The following is a 16319-nucleotide window of genomic DNA, read 5'->3' as shown; positions in this document are numbered from 1 at the left end:
CGGGGGGGAGTATATCCGGAAAGGATTTTCCCTATAGAGGGGCGGGGTATATTCAGCGAGACGAAAGGTTGAGCTTGAACTGCGAACCATCGGTGCCTGACCGCCGCTACACGTGCCCACGACGCCATGCCGCCCGTCCCCGAAAGTCATCTTGTAGAGATTCAGACATGGAAGTAGCATTCTCTACATGACTCCGTTCTCAATCTGGTCGATTCTCGTTCTGACCCTCCCTACGGAAAACGCGACGGCCCGCATGCGGTTCTGGCGCGCGCTCAAGGCGAAGGGTTGTGCCGTGCTGCGCGACGGCATCTACCTGCTTCCGTACACGGAAGAACGCGAACGCATGTTGCGCGAACTCGCGGACGCAATCACCGACAGCGGCGGGACGGCCCACCTGTTGCGCACGCAGAGCCTCGACGCATCGCAGGAGCAGGAATTCCGCGCACGCTTCGGGCGCGACGACGACTACGCCGCCTTCATCCGCGAGCTCGCGGATGTGCGCAAGACGCTTGCCGGGCAGTCGGCCACGGAACTCGCCCGGCTGCTGCGCCGCCTGCGCAAGGATTTCGACGCCCTCCGTGCGATCGACTATTTCCCGGGCGATGCGGCGACCCGCGCCGAAATCGCGCTGCAGGATTTCATCGCGCTGGTCGACACGCTGCTGTCGCCGGGCGAGCCGCACGCCTCAGATCGCGTCGTCCGCCGGCTTGCTGCCGACGAGTACCAGGGCCGCACCTGGGCCACCCGTCAGCGGATGTGGGTCGATCGTGTCGCCAGCGCATGGCTGATCCGCCGCTTCATCGACGCGCGCGCCCGCTTCGTCTGGCTCGCGTCGCCCGCGGATTGCCCGCCTGACGCGCTGGGCTTCGATTTCGACGGCGCCGCGTTCACGCACGTCGGCGAGCGCGTGACGTTCGAGGTCTTGCTGGCGAGTTTCGGGCTCGACACGGATCCGGCGTTGATACGGCTCGGCGAGATCGTGCATGCGCTCGACGTCGGCGGTCCCGCCGCCCCCGAAGCGGCCGGCTTCGAGGCCGTGATGGCCGGCACGCGTCAACGCACGGAAAACGACGATCAGCTGCTGGAACAGATGAGCGCGGTGCTTGACTCGCTCCATGCGCACTTCGCGTCGAACGGAAAGAACGAAACCGGAGGACGGCCATGACCACGACGGTGACGACAAACGCGCCGGGTTACTCGCTGGGCCAGCTGGTCGGATACATGTTGCGACTCGGCGCGCTGGGGTTCGGCGGCCCGGTGGCGCTCGCCGGCTACATGCGTCGCGATCTCGTCGAGAGGCGCGGCTGGATCACGGAGGCCGACTACAAGGAAGGACTCACGCTGGCCCAGCTCGCACCGGGACCGATGGCCGCCCAGCTCGCGATCTATCTCGGCTTCGTACACTACCGGATCCGCGGCGCGACGCTCGTCGGTTTTGCGTTCGTGCTGCCGTCGTTCCTGATGGTGCTCGTGCTCGGGTTCGCCTATGCACGCTTCGGCGGGCTGTCGTGGATGCAGGCGGTCTTCTATGGCGTCGGGGCCGCCGTGGTCGGCATCATCGCGATGAGCGCGTACAAGCTCACGATAAAGACCGTCGGCAACGACAAGCTGCTGTGGGCGATCTTCATCACGCTGGCTGCCGTGACCTTCATCACGGAATCGGAAATCGCGTGGCTCTTCATCGTCGCCGGCCTGATCGGCTGGCTGTGGCGCGCCCCGCCCAAGTGGCTGCACAAGAGCGGGCTGAGCGCGCTTGCCGGCGCCAACCTGCCGGCGGCCAGCGGCCTGCTGAGCGGCATCGATCTGCCGCAACTCGCGCAGATCGGCGTGTTCTTCGCGAAAGCCGGCGCATTCGTGTTCGGGTCGGGGCTCGCGATCGTGCCGTTTCTGTACGGCGGTGTCGTGACCGAGCATCACTGGCTCAACGACAAGCAGTTCGTCGACGCCGTCGCGGTCGCCATGATCACGCCGGGGCCGGTCGTGATCACCGTCGGCTTCATCGGTTATCTGGTGGCAGGCTTCCCGGGCGCAATCGTCGCCGCGCTCGGCACCTTCCTGCCCTGCTATCTGTTCACCATCATCCCGGCGCCCTACGTCAAGAAATACGGTCACCGGGCCGACGTCAAGGCGTTCGTCGACGGCATTACGGCGGCAGCCGTCGGTGCAATCACAGGCTCCGTCCTGGTCATCGCGAAACGCTCGATCGTCGACGTCCCGACCGCCGTCGTGGCCGTCGCGACCGTTCTGCTGCTGTGGCGCTTCAAGAAGCTCCAGGAGCCGGTGATCGTCACCGCCGCGGCGCTCCTCGGGCTGGTGGCCTACCCGTTGCTCCATCATTGATTCGAAGGCGCGATTCGCGCTTTCGGATCGACGGGCCGGCCTGTCGCTCGCGCCCGTCGACCGCCGGACCGCGCCCGTTCTCGCCAGCACGCCGGGCACGAAGCGATCGCAGCGCTCGCAGCGCGAACGCTACGGCTTCGCTCTCTGTCGAAACCGGCCTCTTGCTCATTGCGGTTCGATCCCGGCGGCGCACGCTTCGGACGAAGTGCCCGCAGCTTTCAACCGAATTGGGCGGTCAGCCATCCTTCGGCCCATTTCGTCGCGTATGCAACCGCGTCGTCCCGCGCATCGAAGCCGGCCAGATCGCCGCTGGCGTGTACTTCCCGCTCACCACCGTCCAAAAGAGTCGTGGTGATCCTCACATGCGCGATGTACTCTCCGTCCGCCCTGCGGGGTGTCGGGTCGATTCGGAACCGTGTCGAATTGAAGAGCATGGGCTCCTCCCTGTTGGGTTACCGCGAGCCAGGCTGTCGCGGGAGCAGCGCGAGAAAGCGTCGGACGTCGACAAGTGCCGTCGCCCGGCCGCCTCCCGGCAGGATTAACGATTCGCCATCCCGCTTTTGCGGCGTGGCGCACAACCCGATTCGAACATCGGGAACGCATCCGCATCGACCTCGCAGCGATGGTCGCGGATAGACCGGCAAATGAAGTGCCGCCCGCAGACAGAGATGGAAGCTCGTTGCTTCGGAATACCTCCGAAGCCACTCTCAAGCGACGGGACGAGAGGGGAGCGTCATCGCTATTCAATGGTGCCCGGACGATCGGCCACGGTGAGCAGCCCGATCGCATTCAGAGAGGCACGCAGAGCGATGCGCAAGAATCGGTCATGGGTCATCCGATGATTCGATGCTACGCCGTTCCACAATTTTGTATAGCGAAATTTCGGGTGAATTCCTGTCGCCGGAGCGTGCCTTCGTACTGTTGCGAGGTGTGAGTCACGGCGGCAGCGCGTATAGTGGGGCTAGCTGCGCCACCGGCTCCGGATAACAGTTTCGGCACTGACGACGCAGCTCACGCATGGGAGCCGATGCTCATGACTCGCATCATCAAGCATCGATGAATTCGAAGCACGCCGTGCCTGGCTTGCACGAGCCGCGGATATCGATACTGGAGCTGCATTCGACGATGTCCTGCGCATCGAGCAGCGTCGACGCATAGGCGAGAAGCACGTCACCAACGGTCTTTTGCGTCCACATCGAACGCCCTGCTCGAAGGAGAGCGTCGACACGAGTTGGACCGGCTAACGCAAGCCCTCCCTGGAACAAACAGCGCAACCCATGAAAATCGATCGCAGTTCCATTCCCCACTACCTCGTCCTACGTGCCGGCTGGCCACCCTATGTGTTGAATGCAGACCGCCTGGTGCTCCGCCGCGAAGCGAGCCCGCTGTTGCGAGCGTTCGCGCGAACGCGCGGAAGGTGCGCACATGTCGATGACGTCGCGTGGAACATCTTCTCCGATGCAGAGGGCCTTTCGATGATCGAGCGTCGGGAAACAGGGTTCTTCACGTTGATCACCGGAACCGAGACCGAGCATCAGTTGCATTTGCTGGCAACCCTCTGACGTTGCAGTCGGGACGGCGTACGACCAGGGCCGACGAACGGCCGCGCGCGGGGATTTTTCGCGCATTTTTTACGGAATGCTGATTTTCCTGGGCAGTCGCTTGTTCTGCCCCTCGGCCGAAAGCGCTTGACACCTTCGTTGCCGAGGCGTACTGTCAGCCGCTGAAGTATTCAAGAAGCGCGATTGCTGCCCATCATTAACCGCGGCCTGCGGTATTCGTTGTCCTCTCCCTCCTTGATTATTTTTTCCCGCGTCCATTCAGGGCGCATACGCTCGTCCATTTTCAGGAGATCTAACATGGATACCGGTACCGTCAAGTGGTTCAACGACAGCAAGGGCTTCGGCTTCATCACGCCCGACGCAGGCGGAGACGATCTGTTCGCGCATTTCTCGGAAATCCGCGGCGACGGCTTCAAGACGCTCGCCGAAGGCCAGAAAGTCAGCTACGAAACGAAGAGCGGCCCCAAAGGCCTGCAGGCGTCGAACATTACCGGCCTGTAAGTCCCGTTCACGAAGCGGCACGTAACTGCCGCTTCCTGCGCATACGCACCTCCATCGCGGGCGCCACGCGTCCCGATGCAAGCTCGACCGGGTCATCCGTTTCGTATTCGGACGTCGAACGTGCGCGTATGCAGATGCCCAGCCCCCTCGCCGCGCGCGTGTCCAGCCGCGCGTGCGTGAGCGGACGAGTCCCGCTCGGCGGACCGCTCAAGCCGCGCAGCAGGAGAACCCGCATGACCAGAAGTCAACCTCGCAGTAACAAGGCGCCTCCGCGTGCCAAGCCTGCCATGACCCTGCCCAAGCTCGGCACGGCATTGAACTGGGTGCCGCCCAAGGCTCCCGCTAGCGAGAAATCGCGCCCGAAGAAGCGGCCGCCTGCTCCGTAATAGCGGAACGAGCCAACCGCTGCGCGACGAATAGGCAAAGAGGCGGCCACCGCTGCCGTGCAGCGCGATCTCGGCGTGATGGGCCGAGCGCATCGACGCGCGCAATCCGGAATAAGTTGAACGCCCAACAAACGATGCGCGTATGATGGGTTTATTCGGGCGATCACTTGCCGTCTGACTGCTCACCCCTCCATCTACCCTCTTGCTGCATCGCCCCTCCCTCGCGCTGCAACGTTGTCCCTTTCACCCCACCGGCACGCCCTGCAACGGCGATACTGGCCGGATGTGTTCGTCCATGCAATTCGTGGTGGCCGAACGCCAGGAGTTTGCCATGAGCATGCATGTCTACCGTGGATTCGAGATTTATCCACTGATTTACCCCCACGTACCGGCGCCGAATGGCTGTCCGCATAACTACGATGCCGGTTTCGACGCGGCAGTCAAGATTTGCCTTCGCGGCACCACCGACACGGTGACGCAGAGCCAGACGTTCAGATTGCACGACAACTCCCCGTTTGACAGCGCCGGTGACGCACGTCGCGCTTCGCTGCGCTACGCCGAGAACATCATCGACGACAATCGCGAGAAACAGGGCTTCTTTTCCAACGGGATCTGACGCGCCCCGTCTACGCAACGCAATCTGTCGGCGATTTGGAGGGCAACATGATCATCGACGAACTACTCGGCTTGATCAGTCGACGTGAGGTCAGCTGGACCGGCACCGTCCTGCCCGCCGGAATCGCCGACTCGGCACGAAGCCATCAGCAAGAACTGCAAATGTTCGTGGCGGTACGCGCGCTATCGATCGGAGCCGGATATTCGGAATTCGAATCCGACGAGATAGCGAGCGCCGTCATGACACGACTCGGCTAGTTTTCCGTTCAAACGTTCCCAAACAGGATCTACATGACAACAGTCACACTCAAGGTCAACGAACCGATCGACGTCGCGCTGCGGCGATTCCGACGCACTATCGAGAAAACCGGGCTGATTCGGGAGTTGCGCAGTCGCACCAGCTACGAAAAACCCACGACGGAACGCAAGCGGAAGAAAGCCAGCGCCGTTTCCAGGCAGCGCCTGCGGGCGAAGCGGATGTTGCCGCCCCGCAAAATGTACTAGGGAGCACACCGTGTACAAGATGCCGGGCGACGAGCCGCCGTTTTTCCCGCTGACGAAATGCGAAGTCGATTTCGATCAGCAGAAAGACATGGTGACGCTGCTGCCGAGCTTCTATGCGTTCGGATGCGAGTACACCAGCCGCGGTTTTCTGATCGGGCGGGACGATGCGTTCAAACTGATTGCAGCGATCGAGAAGGCGCTCAGCATCCAGGGATGAGCCGGCGCCGGCACACTCGCGAGCATCGACAACCAGAAGATGGACTATGCGCGTCCGGACCAAGTACGTTGATTTGCTCTATTTCCTTGTTGTCCTGCAACTCGTCACGCAACGGCAGAGTCGCGAGTGGCTGTCGCCGTTTCAGCTCGTCGAATCGCTGCAAGGATGGTTGATCGTCCATCGCGCGAAATGCGAGTGGCGCGATCGGGTCTGGATCGGCCATGCGTCGCTTCAGATAGCGAAGTCGGTCCGCCCGGTCGACAACGCCGCATTTTCAGGACCGCCCCCTGGTGCGGCAAAAGACTCGACGCCCCCTCCGCGAGACGCACTCGCTGGGCGGTCGAGTCTACGAATGAAGTGCATCCGCTACCTCAGGGAGAATGTCTGATCCCGGCAGCGCTCGCACGGCGACAATGCGTCCAATCACGCAGACGGCGCAGGCCGCCGTCTGCAACCCGCATCACTCGATCGATCGGCAGCCGTGCCGCTGGCTGCTGCCCGGCCTCGACCGCCTCCGCGGCTGCGCCGCGCGAGACACGGGCCGTTTTCCACGAAGGCGCGCCGCAAACGGCGGCGTTCGCCGTCGAACTGGCGATGCAATTCGGCAGGGACATCGTCGATGGCGAGATCGCTTCACCAGAGATCCGACCCACCAGCCGCGGCAAATTCGCCGCGACCGGCCGACAATCCGCTCACCTCGCTCCGAGGGAACCATGAAATACCAGGAAAGCACGGCAATCGATCGACGCGATCAGGCAACCCGGCAAAAACTCCGCGACGACCTCGCCCGCGCCGACATCGAACGGGCCGACAAGCGTACGCAAAACGACGCCCGCATCGACTCCAATGCGAGCAAGTGGCGCTATTTCAGTCCCGACCATCGGGTGAAGTAAATGACGCGGCACTGCTCCCGGCGCAGGCGGCGGTTGACGTTCGCGCCTCGCGTCGTCGTGCGCGCTTTGCGCAGGCTGCACCGCAGACGTTCCGGCGCCAGATACCCTGGCGCAGGCGGATCGAGAATTCGGCGCTGGCCTTGATCCCGCGCGGCTCCGCGCAACGACACCGCTCGTGCAAGCGGGCCGGCAATTGCTCGTTCGATGCGGGTGAGCGCCTGCAGCATCGATGAACCGATCATCTCCCGCAGCGAGGTTTGAACGCGGTCGTTTGAATCCGCTCGTCGATCACTGCGACGACGTTGTCCCGTATCGGGATGATCATAAAAAACCGGCACCCTTGACGCCGCTGCCCGACGACGGACATCGCAGCATTGCAGGCGCCGTTTGTCGTAACGAGCGACGTGCCAAAGTAAAAAGCCGGCGCTTGGCCGGCTTCGAATTCCGCCTTGCTGGGGCGGCTCCTCGTTCTGTTTGAGAGCGAGGAGTTTTGCTACGCCTGGGTTAATGGTTCGACATAAAACCCATTCCCAGACGTTTCCTTGCATCGGAAATGCGTTGCTTGGGTGTGACGGCTTTCCACGAAAAGGCAGGGCGTCTTGGCCAGTCCGGATGAACAACAGGCATTCCATCGTCGGTCGCGCGTGCGTCCGCCTGTTCCTGTTGCCCGTCCTGCGAATTCTTTTCTCGTTTCGGATGATCGTTCATCAACAAGCTCCGTCAAGCAACCGCGTTTCGTCATGGATTGGCTTGCGCCGCCCGAGTCGGGATAAAACTGCGCAAGCGATACGAATCGCAACGGCCCGCTTCCATCACGGCATGCTCTCTCCATGAAGTCTGCGGCCGATCTGCAGTCTGTGCGTCATGCACCACCATGCACCTGCGGGCTTCGGCAGTCGGTACGCTGCCGTACGAACCCGATGGCACGGACAGGCGCGCGGCCTCGGTACGGTTCCAAAGGGCTCTAAAGGCGCTTCAAATCAGGAAGCAAGCGGTCGAATTCTCGCCTGACCACGCCGTAGCATTCGCACACACGCTTTTCGAGCCCGGATCGATCCAATACCTCGATGTGCCCATAGTTGTACCGGATCAATCCGGCATCCTGAAGTTTCAGCGCAGCTTCCGTCACGCCCGATCGTCGGACACCGAGCATGTTGGCGATCAACTCCTGCGTCATCTTCAGTTCGCTCGACGGCAGCCGGTCGAGACTGAGCAGGAGCCAGCGGCACAGCTGCTGATCGATTGAATGATGCCGATTGCAGACGGCGGTCTGCGCCATCTGCGTGATGAGCGCCTGGGTGTAGCGCAGCAAGAGCCGCTGCATCGAGCCGCCGCGACGGAACTCGTCTTTCAGCATGCGTGCATCGAGTCGGTAAGCGTGTCCGGCGCTTTGGACGATCGCGCGGCTCGGGGTCGTTTCGCCCCCCATGAACAGCGCGATGCCGATCAGCCCGTCGTTGCCGACGATGGCAATTTCGGCCGACGAACCGTCTTCCATCACGTACAACAGCGAGACGATGGAGGTCGTCGGAAAATAGACATGACTGAGCGCACCACCCGACTCGTACAGCACCTTTCCCAACGGCATCTCGACCAGCACAAGATGCGGCGAAATATGCGCGAGAGCTTCTGGCGGCAAGGCTGCGAGCAGATGATTGTCAATCGGGGATAGCTGCGCCGACATAGCTCGCTCCTGCAGTGATTGCGGCCTTCCCCCAACGCGACTCGACGCCACGAAGCGTCATCCGCTCAAGACTCGAACTCGCGAAGCAGACGTTGCGCGAGGATCTTGGCGTCTTCGAGCGCGAGATCGTACTGCTCCCGATCGAAATCGGTCTGGTATGGGGGATCATCGTTCGGCCCCTCGTCGGTGCGGCGCAAATACACATAACCTCGGTACACACCACGCGCAGATTCCATCACACGAATGCGTGCGAAGTGTGTTTTGGTACTGAATGTGAAATCGTCCATGATGTGACTTTCTGCACTGCACATGTTCAATCATCCTAGCACTCCGGGTGAAATCGAACGGAGAGGTCGGTGGGCTGTCAGTCAAGGCTGTCTCTCGTACGGCGGAAATGCCGACAGACGTGGATCGTCCACCGCGCCGCCAACGGTGAAGTGATACAGGGATTGCCAGACATGGTCCTTCGCGCCGAGCAATGCATGCATTTCATCATCGAAAAAGCAGCCGATCCCCGTCGCGCGCACGCCGGCGGCTTCTGCTTCGAGATAGAGCGCGTGGCCAAGCATCCCGCATTCCCAGAACAGGTGGCGATAACGCCATGGCTGCTTCAACGCGATTTCGAATCTCGTGATCATCCCGAGCGCAAAGCAGGAATCGGCGGCGATATCCTGGTGGCAGCAGATCAACCCTGCCGCCGCGCGCAAATCGTAAGGCAGTAGCAGATAGAGCGGCAGGTCGTCCGGCCCGGTCTTTTGCCACAGCCATTCCGGACGCAGGGATCGCTTCAGATCCGGCAGTGCGCCAGGGTTTCTTGCGAGCATATAGAGGCCCGGCTCCAGGCCGTCGACGCGATGCACCAACAGCGCCGCATGCACCGCGGCAGGAGACGTCAGCGCATTCCACGGCGGTGTGCCGGGACGTGCCAGCAGGCATGTCAGCATGCTGAAGAAGGCCGCGTCGCCGATGCGCGTCGTGCCATCGAAATTCACGGCGCTGCGACGCTGTCTGGCGATTCGGGCGAAGCCGAGATCGAGGGCTGGCATCGCCGGCGCCGAGCACGGCTCCGGGTTCGGCGACGGTGGTTCGCGAGTACGGGTCTTGTGCGTGGCGCGATGAATCGAATCGATGTCCGGCCAGGCCACATGTCCCGAACTCAGTTGATTGGCGCGCCCGTGCCACTGTGCGCTGCCCAAAGCGATCCGCATGCGCTCGAGATCGGGTCGCGTCTCGGGGCTGCCGATCCAGAGCAAAAGATCCGGCGCCTCCGCTTCGGCTCCGCTGAAATCTTCGCGGCGGTCCACGCCGAGCAAATCGGCCACAGCATCATCCGCAGCCGCCTCCATCAACCGCGTCTGCCAGCCGAGCGCAGCTGCTGCATAACTCATCGCAGCGACGACATGGCCGCAATCCTGTTGGCAGTAGCGCCAGGCGCGCATGCCATATTTCCACGCTTCGCGCCAATGGATCGAGCTGACGCCGACCAGGACGCCACTTCCCGAAAACGCGTCGGTCCATTGCGGCTCGTCCACCGCGGCACGATGTTCAAACGCATGATCCCGGCTCAGGTAATGGTAGACGCCTGCGGACAAGCCGGGCAGGGCCGGACACAGAAGATAGCCCTCGGTCGGATGCAGATTCCCGCTCGAAGGATTGCAGCGCAGTGCCCACCGCTGGGCACCATAGGATTTCCACCCCGACAAGCCGAGCGAAAGTTCGAACAGGATTGCCAGACTGGACAGATCGAATTCGTGCGCGGGCGGCAGGTTGCCGCAACGCAACGCGTTGTAGCGAGTGGCCAGCGTGTCCGCGGCCAATGGCAGATCGACGCGCGGTGCGCCACGAAACACCCGGAACGGGTCCGGCTGGGTTGCCCAGTCGAGCCGCCCGGGGCCGGGAGCGTAGAAGTCGAGGCGGTGCTTGCTGCGTTCGTGATAATCAAGCAGCGCATGCCATAACCGATCCATGTCCACCTCAGACCCGGAATACTGCATACGCACTGTACAAAACCGGATGGCTCGACGCTTAAGCGCGGCCGTCATCATGTCGGGGAATCCGGCGCGCGCCTTCCTTCAACATCGATTTCGCCGAGGTGCGCGTGCTTGTTTTCCCCGAGGTCTTCAGTATGCGATCGGCAGGAAATAGTCGCGAGCCCGCCGGACCGAGCCGTCCGTGCTCTCCGCCCGAACGATCGGCAGTCCCGACGCCAGCAGACGACTACTCACGGCCAGTGCAGGCCGGAAGGAAGGCATACGTCGGGTCGGGCGCGTGCGCAAACCGGCCCCGTCTCACGAGATCATGTACCTGTTCTGGGGGCCGCCCTTGTAAAGATCTCTGGCGAGCCCCAGGATCCGGTCGCGGTTGCGGTCGAAGGCCGCCAGCAACGCGGGCTCGCTCGAATCCATGTCGGAGTTCAGTTTCGCCAGCATCGCATCGTCGACCAGAAAGGTAATCTCGCGAGCATTGTCGTAGCCCCAGAAGCACACGCAGTGCCTGGACATGTCGTAGGTGCGACTGGGATTGGGAAAGTTGAGTGCCGCGTCGATTTTTCCCATCTAACCCTCCTGGCTGATATAACGCCACTTGCTCGCGTTGACATCGAGGCGGGCGTCATTTTCGCGTCGCTTCTCGGCGCGCTCGATGTCCGCGCGCTTCAGTGCCTGGGCGCGGGACTTTTGCGCGTCGACGTAATCGTTTTGCCTGACGGACGTGGCGGACTTCTGTTCGGTTTGCTTGGGCATGCCGGTTCCCGAAAAATGAATTTCAAATGTCAGGACCGTCGCGGTGACCGAATTTCGTCGTCGTCCGGCCCACAGGAGGCACGAACGGACTACCCGCGGGCTTGCCGCCGACGGCCTCTGTTGCGCACTGAACTGCCGGATCGGGCCTCGCGGGGAGGCCGGGTTGACGCACGACGTTCGCAACTTCGACGTTCGCGCGCGGGGTCATTGTGGTGAGCGTTCTGCGGAACCGTGCGGACAGGGGGAAGCGTAAGGAGTCGAAACAAAATCGCCGGTCGCGCACATCGAACCTCATGAGAATGCGCCCTATATCACGGCCATGCAAGCGCTATCTCGCGTCAAGGGCCATCAACGGCACGATTCACTCCAGGCCACATTACTGTCATCAACCGGACCGGGCGGCCGCCGGCCAGCATTTTCCCGGCCCCACGACCCAAGCGATGCGCAGCGTGCGCGGCGGCTTGTTCAGCGTCGCGCACAACTGTCGTCGCTGCTTCGTGGAGCGGGATCGGAACCGCATCGTCGACCACGCCGTCAGTGCTTGTGGTGCATCCAGCCCATGTGATGTGCGTCAAGCCACTGAACCATCCCTTCGCCCTTGTGGTCGCGCAGGTAACGCAGCGCCAGCATGACCGCGATGGCGAGTACGACCGCCAGGCCAACTACAAAGCTAATCATTGACTGAGTCATGGCAGCCTCCTTGACAGGTCGCGACCATCTTTACATTGTAGGTGATGCCCTCGCGGAAACCAGCGTCCGGCACGGCTTCTGTCCCTCAGGAAAACGAATCAGCGTTTCCCTGGCCCGGCGGTCGATGGAGGCCGGCAGCTTCGCTTCGGTTCCGGCCGATTTTCTGGTCCGCCGGACAAAAAGGGGCCGGCGTTTGGCTGGCTTCTGCCGTACGCGTAAACGAAATACCGCCGGCAAGCCGGCGGCAAAAGATGCGTCCACGGATGACGTGACGCACCTGAGGCACTCGATGCAGCTGGCGCGGATCATTCAGCAGCGAATGACCCGCGCAATGCTGCTGCGCCAGAGGCACCCGCTCAGTTCTGCGTGAGCGGATTCAGCGTCGTGCACAGGAAGCCCGTGCAGTTCGCCGGCTTGAAATAGAACGACGCCATCACCGGGGTCGTCGTGCCGAGCGCGAGATCGCCCAGGTACGCGGAGCCCTGCGCGCCAAACGTGTTCGACTGCTGGACGAAGCTGTCGCCGGTCGACTGGATCGCGGCCGACTGGTACGTGAAGGTCGGCGACTGCGTCTGGTCCTTCACGTAGACCCACGAAATCGTGCTGCCGAACAGCATCCCGCCTTTCGCGCGATAACCCTTCGCACCTTCGCTGTTGGCCTGCGCGATGAAGTCGCTGACGTTCGACGTCGGCACCAGCGCGTCGTACGTGTAGGTTGCGTTCGAAGCGTTGTTCTTCATGTACACGTTCGCCTGCACCGATCCGACCATCATCGGGCCCACGAACCAGTAGCCCGACTGGCCCTGGCCGTTCGCCTGCGCGAGGAACGCGTTCGTGTCGGCCGGCAGGCCCGTTGTCGCGTACGTATAGGTAGCCGACGAGCCGCCGTCCTTGCGATAGAGATAACCGTACGTGAGCGGCCCTTCGAAGCGGTAGCCGCTCGCGCCTTGCGCGTTGGCCTGGCTGACGAAGCCCGTCATGTCGGCCGGCGTCGACTGCAACTGGTACGTGTAGGTCTGTGCGGTGCCGTCGCTCACGAAGATCGAGCGCGAACCGCCGTTGGACGCGTTGTAGAAGTAGTCGCCCAGATAACGATAGCCCTTCGCGCCTTCACTGTTGAGCAGCGTCAGGAAGCCGGCCTGATCCGCCGCGGTCGGCTGGGCGTCGTAGCGCAGCGTCAGCGTGCTGCCGCCCGACCCGCCGCTGCCGCCGCTTACCGTACCGCCGGAACCCGTGCCGCCGCTTCCACCGTTATTGCTCGTGCCCGATCCGCTGCCGGACGATGCGGGCGAGGAATTGTCGTCGCCGCCGCACGCGGTCAGCGCCAGACAGGTCAATGCGATCAATGCAAAGGCTTTCATCGGAGTCACCTCGGAACGAAAAGGGCGAACGAAGCCGAGACGCGCAGATCACGCCGCACGCACGGACATTCACGTATCGGAAATCGACCGGCGGCGCACCGCCGGCCAGGGGACATCAGTTGACCTGGAGCTGGCCGCCGCGGCCGAGGCCGCCCTTGACGTCCTGCGCCTTGTAGCTGCGCAGTGCGACGACCATCTTGTTGTACGCATCGATGAACGCGACGACCGTCGCCTTGCCTTCCGGCGTCGACGAGAAACCGGCGAGCGCACCGCCCACGCCGCCGCCGAAACCGCCCAGCGCCGCGCCGTAGTTGGTCGCCGTCGAGCTGCCTTCCGACGCCGCGATCTGCACGGCCGAGCGCACGTCGAACAGCGTCAGCGTGACGACCGATGCCTTCGCCTGCAGGTGGCCGGCCACCGCCGCCACCGCGCCGTTGCCGATCAGCCCGCCGATCATGCTGCCGATGCCGCCGATCGGCGAATCGTTGATGACGATCTGCGGTTCCATGTAGTAGTCGGCCGCGACACGCTGGCCCTTCTGCTGCTTCGAGCCCGCGCGATATTCGCCGGAGCTGCGCTGCAGCTGCGTAATCCGCGACAGGCGCGCGTCGCTCTTCTGGTTGCCGATCGACGTGATCACGAAGCAGTTCGACTGCTGGACCGCCAGGCGCAGCAGCGGGTCGATCGTCGTCATCTTGGTCGCGCTGCCGAACGGGCCCCACCAGTCGGCGTTGCGGCCGTCGTCGACGGCGATCGTGCCGAGCGGCGACGTGCAGCGCTGCAGCCCCGAATCGGCGCCTGCGCTCGTGCCGCCTGCCGCGGCGCCCGTCACGCCGGCGTTCTGGCCGCCGGGCGTCACCACGCCGCCGCAGCCCGCGACGGACGCGCAAAGCGCTGCAACCAGCGCACCTTGGGTGAGACGATGGGAAAGGATGGTCTTCATGTCGTTATCGTTCGATAGAGTCGTTATTCGGCTTACGTGTCCGTACGAACGTCGATAAGCCCCCCGGCGTGGCGCGCGATGGTGGTCTCCCCGCTGCCGCCCCCGTTGCTTCCGGCCCGGTCAGTAGTACCAATACGTCTGATTCCAGACGCCGTAGTACGGATAGCCCGAGTTCCAGTAGCCGTAATAGACGTCACGCCATTGCGTGCGCCATTTCCAGTCTTCTTCGTCTTCCTTCTTCGCCTTGCGCGCGAGTTCGAGCAGCTTCTTCGACTCCTTGTCGCCGCGGCCGGCCGCGATCGACAGCCACTTGTCCGCTTCGCGTGGATCGGAGCCCATTTCCTCGAGGCCGAACAGGTAGAAGCTGCCGAGCGCCTTCTGCGCCCGCAGGTCGCCGCGCTCGGCGGCGTCGCGCATCCACTTGAGTGCCTGATAGCTGTCCTGGCGCACGCCGTCGCCGCGGAAATAACGCAGGCCGAGATCGTAGGCCGCCTTCGGCTGGGCTTTCGCGGCCTGCTTCAGTGCGACGATGCGAGGGTCTTCGCGATCTTCCGCATCGTCCTTATTTTGATAGGAGACCTGATCTTTAGGTCGATAGGAACAGCCGGTGTCGTCGCAGATCCGCACCGTGTTGCTGGTCACGGACGGATCCTGCGCGCACGCGGCCAGCAGCAACAACAGCCCCGGTGCGAGTAAACGGCGGTACATGGGTACTTTCCTCGAGTTTTATTTGCGCCGACTGCTTCGCGCGATCCCGCCCCGCGAGCGCGCACCGGTTTGCGCGCGGCGCGGCGAATACCATCCGCCAGCACCGACACGTAACCCACGGCTCTCTCAGGTTCTCTTTTCGTCTTGCATTACCGCTGCATCGCCAGAAGCCGGCAAGAGGCACAGGGCGCCGCCGGCATTCTTTCAATTTCGCTGCTGTGCCCGCTGCGGCACCGTCGAGCAGTGAATCGATGGCTCACGTTCCTATTTTTTTAAAGCACGCAGCATCGACCATCGCTTTCCAGTTTCAAATGATACATATCGGTCTATATCATAGTCAAGACAACTTGCGAACGCGCATCATGATGCGGACCCGCCAAGTCCGGGAGATCGGTGGCGAGACCGGATGTGACCGAGCGGTACGATGCTAGAATGTTTAATTTACGCAGTCGGAAGGATCAAGGAGGGAACCGTTCGTGCGAGCCAGCAAACGCCAGTTGGTGGTAGATAAAGCTACCGAACTGTTCTCGAAGCACGGTTTTCATCCGGTGGGTGTCGACTGGATCATCGACGATTCCCGCGTCGCCCGAATGACGCTGTATCGGCATTTTCCGAGCAAGGACGAACTGATCCGGGAAGTGCTGGTCCAGCGTTACGACCTGATCGTAGGCAGTATCGACGCGCAGCTGCAGCACGTCGCCGATCCGGTCGAGCGGGTCAAGACGATCTTCGACTGGTACGAAGCGTGGTTCAATACGCCGGCATTCGCCGGTTGCCTGTTCGAGCGCGCGCTGGCCGAATTCGGAACGGCGTATGCGCCCATCTCGGATGTCGCGATCCGCTATCGCCGCAAGATGGTCGAATGGATCGCCGAACTGCTCGCGGATCTCGTTTCGCCCGAAACGGCACAACGGCTGGCGGCCGTTTATATGATGCTGCTGGACGGTGCGACAGTCGAAGCGAGAGCGTTCAACGACTCGGCGTCCGCAGGGCGGGCGTGGCAAGCCGCGAAAGCGCTCCTGGAACAGGAAATGCGTGCCGGCACCGGGCACGCGAAACACGCGGACGCCCATACGCAACGCGCGTGATCCGAGTGGGGCCGGAACGTCGCCGGCTAATTCTTGAAAACTTGATGGCGATCAAGCTGCCACAAGCCGCGCGCGCAAAAAATTAC

General features: G+C 62.7%; 24 protein-coding genes. 11 read left to right on the top strand and 13 right to left on the bottom strand.

Annotated features, from left to right (window positions below; all coding sequences use genetic code 11):
• The first annotated feature begins 187 nt into the window (after window positions 1-187).
• On the top strand, window positions 188-1165 hold the full coding sequence (locus tag ACM6JT_RS20455) for a chromate resistance protein ChrB domain-containing protein (protein ID WP_175746957.1): 978 nt from the start codon (window positions 188-190) through the stop codon (window positions 1163-1165).
• Complete coding sequence (locus ACM6JT_RS20450) at window positions 1162-2340, top strand: chromate transporter (protein WP_414857144.1); 1179 nt, start codon at window positions 1162-1164, stop codon at window positions 2338-2340. The genes ACM6JT_RS20455 and ACM6JT_RS20450 overlap by 4 nt, the downstream gene beginning before the upstream one ends.
• 218 nt (window positions 2341-2558) lie before the next feature.
• Here the strand turns inward: ACM6JT_RS20450 and ACM6JT_RS20445 are convergent, their stop codons facing one another.
• Together ACM6JT_RS20445 and ACM6JT_RS20440 are read right to left on the bottom strand one after the other, a co-directional pair.
• Window positions 2559-2774: a hypothetical protein gene (locus ACM6JT_RS20445; protein WP_152855901.1), complete on the bottom strand. Its 216-nt coding sequence runs from the start codon at window positions 2772-2774 to the stop codon at window positions 2559-2561.
• A 612-nt stretch (window positions 2775-3386) separates the two neighbouring features.
• The gene (locus tag ACM6JT_RS20440; protein WP_193727055.1) at window positions 3387-3536 is read right to left on the bottom strand and encodes a hypothetical protein; all 150 of its coding nucleotides are present in this window, start codon (window positions 3534-3536) and stop codon (window positions 3387-3389) included.
• Window positions 3537-3617: 81 nt separating this feature from the next.
• Here ACM6JT_RS20440 and ACM6JT_RS20435 point away from each other — a divergent pair, with 81 nt between their 5' ends.
• The 7 genes from ACM6JT_RS20435 to ACM6JT_RS20405 all read left to right on the top strand — a co-directional run bounded on the left by ACM6JT_RS20435 (window position 3618) and on the right by ACM6JT_RS20405 (window position 7018).
• Window positions 3618-3902, top strand: coding sequence for a hypothetical protein (locus ACM6JT_RS20435; RefSeq protein WP_175959803.1), 285 nt, complete (start codon window positions 3618-3620; stop codon window positions 3900-3902).
• Window positions 3903-4199: 297 nt separating this feature from the next.
• Entirely contained in the window at window positions 4200-4403 is a 204-nt protein-coding gene (locus ACM6JT_RS20430; protein ID WP_034181431.1) for a cold-shock protein, read from the top strand.
• A gap of 717 nt (window positions 4404-5120) precedes the next feature.
• Window positions 5121-5405, top strand: a complete 285-nt coding sequence (locus tag ACM6JT_RS20425) for a hypothetical protein (RefSeq protein ID WP_034181798.1) — start codon at window positions 5121-5123, stop codon at window positions 5403-5405.
• Window positions 5406-5452: 47 nt separating this feature from the next.
• The gene (locus tag ACM6JT_RS20420) at window positions 5453-5662 is read left to right on the top strand and encodes a hypothetical protein (RefSeq protein WP_034181432.1); all 210 of its coding nucleotides are present in this window, start codon (window positions 5453-5455) and stop codon (window positions 5660-5662) included.
• A gap of 33 nt (window positions 5663-5695) precedes the next feature.
• Window positions 5696-5908: a 30S ribosomal protein S21 gene (gene rpsU, locus ACM6JT_RS20415; protein ID WP_034181433.1), complete on the top strand. Its 213-nt coding sequence runs from the start codon at window positions 5696-5698 to the stop codon at window positions 5906-5908.
• 19 nt (window positions 5909-5927) lie between these two features.
• Entirely contained in the window at window positions 5928-6125 is a 198-nt protein-coding gene (locus ACM6JT_RS20410; protein WP_034181799.1) for a hypothetical protein, read from the top strand.
• A 713-nt stretch (window positions 6126-6838) separates the two neighbouring features.
• Window positions 6839-7018 (top strand): hypothetical protein, encoded by a 180-nt coding sequence (locus ACM6JT_RS20405; protein ID WP_034181434.1) that lies wholly within the window; start codon window positions 6839-6841, stop codon window positions 7016-7018.
• Here the strand turns inward: ACM6JT_RS20405 and ACM6JT_RS20400 are convergent.
• From ACM6JT_RS20400 to ACM6JT_RS20365, 8 genes are all read right to left on the bottom strand, one after another.
• Window positions 6988-7566: a hypothetical protein gene (locus ACM6JT_RS20400; protein ID WP_414857212.1), complete on the bottom strand. Its 579-nt coding sequence runs from the start codon at window positions 7564-7566 to the stop codon at window positions 6988-6990. The genes ACM6JT_RS20405 and ACM6JT_RS20400 overlap by 31 nt on opposite strands.
• Window positions 7523-7726 carry a hypothetical protein gene (locus ACM6JT_RS20395; RefSeq protein WP_081938455.1) on the bottom strand — a complete coding sequence of 68 codons (204 nt, stop codon included), beginning with the start codon at window positions 7724-7726 and terminating at the stop codon, window positions 7523-7525. Before ACM6JT_RS20395 ends, ACM6JT_RS20400 begins: the two co-directional genes overlap by 44 nt.
• A gap of 256 nt (window positions 7727-7982) precedes the next feature.
• On the bottom strand, window positions 7983-8702 hold the full coding sequence (locus ACM6JT_RS20390; protein ID WP_034181435.1) for a Crp/Fnr family transcriptional regulator: 720 nt from the start codon (window positions 8700-8702) through the stop codon (window positions 7983-7985).
• Between the two features lie 65 nt (window positions 8703-8767).
• Complete coding sequence (locus ACM6JT_RS20385) at window positions 8768-8989, bottom strand: hypothetical protein (protein ID WP_034181801.1); 222 nt, start codon at window positions 8987-8989, stop codon at window positions 8768-8770.
• Window positions 8990-9070: 81 nt separating this feature from the next.
• Window positions 9071-10747 (bottom strand): SagB/ThcOx family dehydrogenase, encoded by a 1677-nt coding sequence (locus ACM6JT_RS20380; RefSeq protein WP_414857143.1) that lies wholly within the window; start codon window positions 10745-10747, stop codon window positions 9071-9073.
• 243 nt (window positions 10748-10990) lie between these two features.
• The gene (locus tag ACM6JT_RS20375) at window positions 10991-11257 is read right to left on the bottom strand and encodes a DUF1488 domain-containing protein (protein ID WP_034181437.1); all 267 of its coding nucleotides are present in this window, start codon (window positions 11255-11257) and stop codon (window positions 10991-10993) included.
• Complete coding sequence (locus ACM6JT_RS20370; RefSeq protein ID WP_034181438.1) at window positions 11258-11443, bottom strand: hypothetical protein; 186 nt, start codon at window positions 11441-11443, stop codon at window positions 11258-11260. It abuts the gene before it with no gap.
• A 534-nt stretch (window positions 11444-11977) separates the two neighbouring features.
• On the bottom strand, window positions 11978-12133 hold the full coding sequence (locus ACM6JT_RS20365) for a hypothetical protein (protein ID WP_165948038.1): 156 nt from the start codon (window positions 12131-12133) through the stop codon (window positions 11978-11980).
• On the opposite strand from ACM6JT_RS20365, the gene ACM6JT_RS20360 reads away from it, so the two are divergent.
• Complete coding sequence (locus tag ACM6JT_RS20360) at window positions 12132-12503, top strand: hypothetical protein (protein ID WP_414857142.1); 372 nt, start codon at window positions 12132-12134, stop codon at window positions 12501-12503. The two genes, ACM6JT_RS20365 and ACM6JT_RS20360, sit on opposite strands and share 2 nt — an antisense overlap.
• On the opposite strand, the gene ACM6JT_RS20355 is transcribed toward ACM6JT_RS20360, so the two are convergent.
• The 3 genes from ACM6JT_RS20355 to ACM6JT_RS20345 all read right to left on the bottom strand — a co-directional run bounded on the left by ACM6JT_RS20355 (window position 12490) and on the right by ACM6JT_RS20345 (window position 15145).
• Window positions 12490-13494 (bottom strand): hypothetical protein, encoded by a 1005-nt coding sequence (locus ACM6JT_RS20355; RefSeq protein ID WP_414857141.1) that lies wholly within the window; start codon window positions 13492-13494, stop codon window positions 12490-12492. The two genes, ACM6JT_RS20360 and ACM6JT_RS20355, sit on opposite strands and share 14 nt — an antisense overlap.
• 115 nt (window positions 13495-13609) lie before the next feature.
• The gene (locus tag ACM6JT_RS20350) at window positions 13610-14437 is read right to left on the bottom strand and encodes a hypothetical protein (RefSeq protein WP_105391356.1); all 828 of its coding nucleotides are present in this window, start codon (window positions 14435-14437) and stop codon (window positions 13610-13612) included.
• A gap of 120 nt (window positions 14438-14557) precedes the next feature.
• A complete protein-coding gene (locus ACM6JT_RS20345; RefSeq protein WP_414857140.1) occupies window positions 14558-15145 on the bottom strand; it encodes a tetratricopeptide repeat protein in 588 nt (195 codons plus the stop codon).
• Between the two features lie 476 nt (window positions 15146-15621).
• On the opposite strand from ACM6JT_RS20345, the gene ACM6JT_RS20340 reads away from it, so the two are divergent.
• A complete protein-coding gene (locus ACM6JT_RS20340) occupies window positions 15622-16233 on the top strand; it encodes a TetR/AcrR family transcriptional regulator (protein WP_051983726.1) in 612 nt (203 codons plus the stop codon).
• Window positions 16234-16319 lie beyond the last annotated feature (86 nt).

It is taken from the genome of Burkholderia sp. IT-111MI5, assembly GCF_949752865.1.
Classification (GTDB): Bacteria; Pseudomonadota; Gammaproteobacteria; order Burkholderiales; family Burkholderiaceae; genus Burkholderia; species Burkholderia pyrrocinia_C.
The sequence above is the reverse complement of the archived record's forward strand: the minus strand, read 5'-3'. Positions and strand labels throughout refer to the sequence as shown.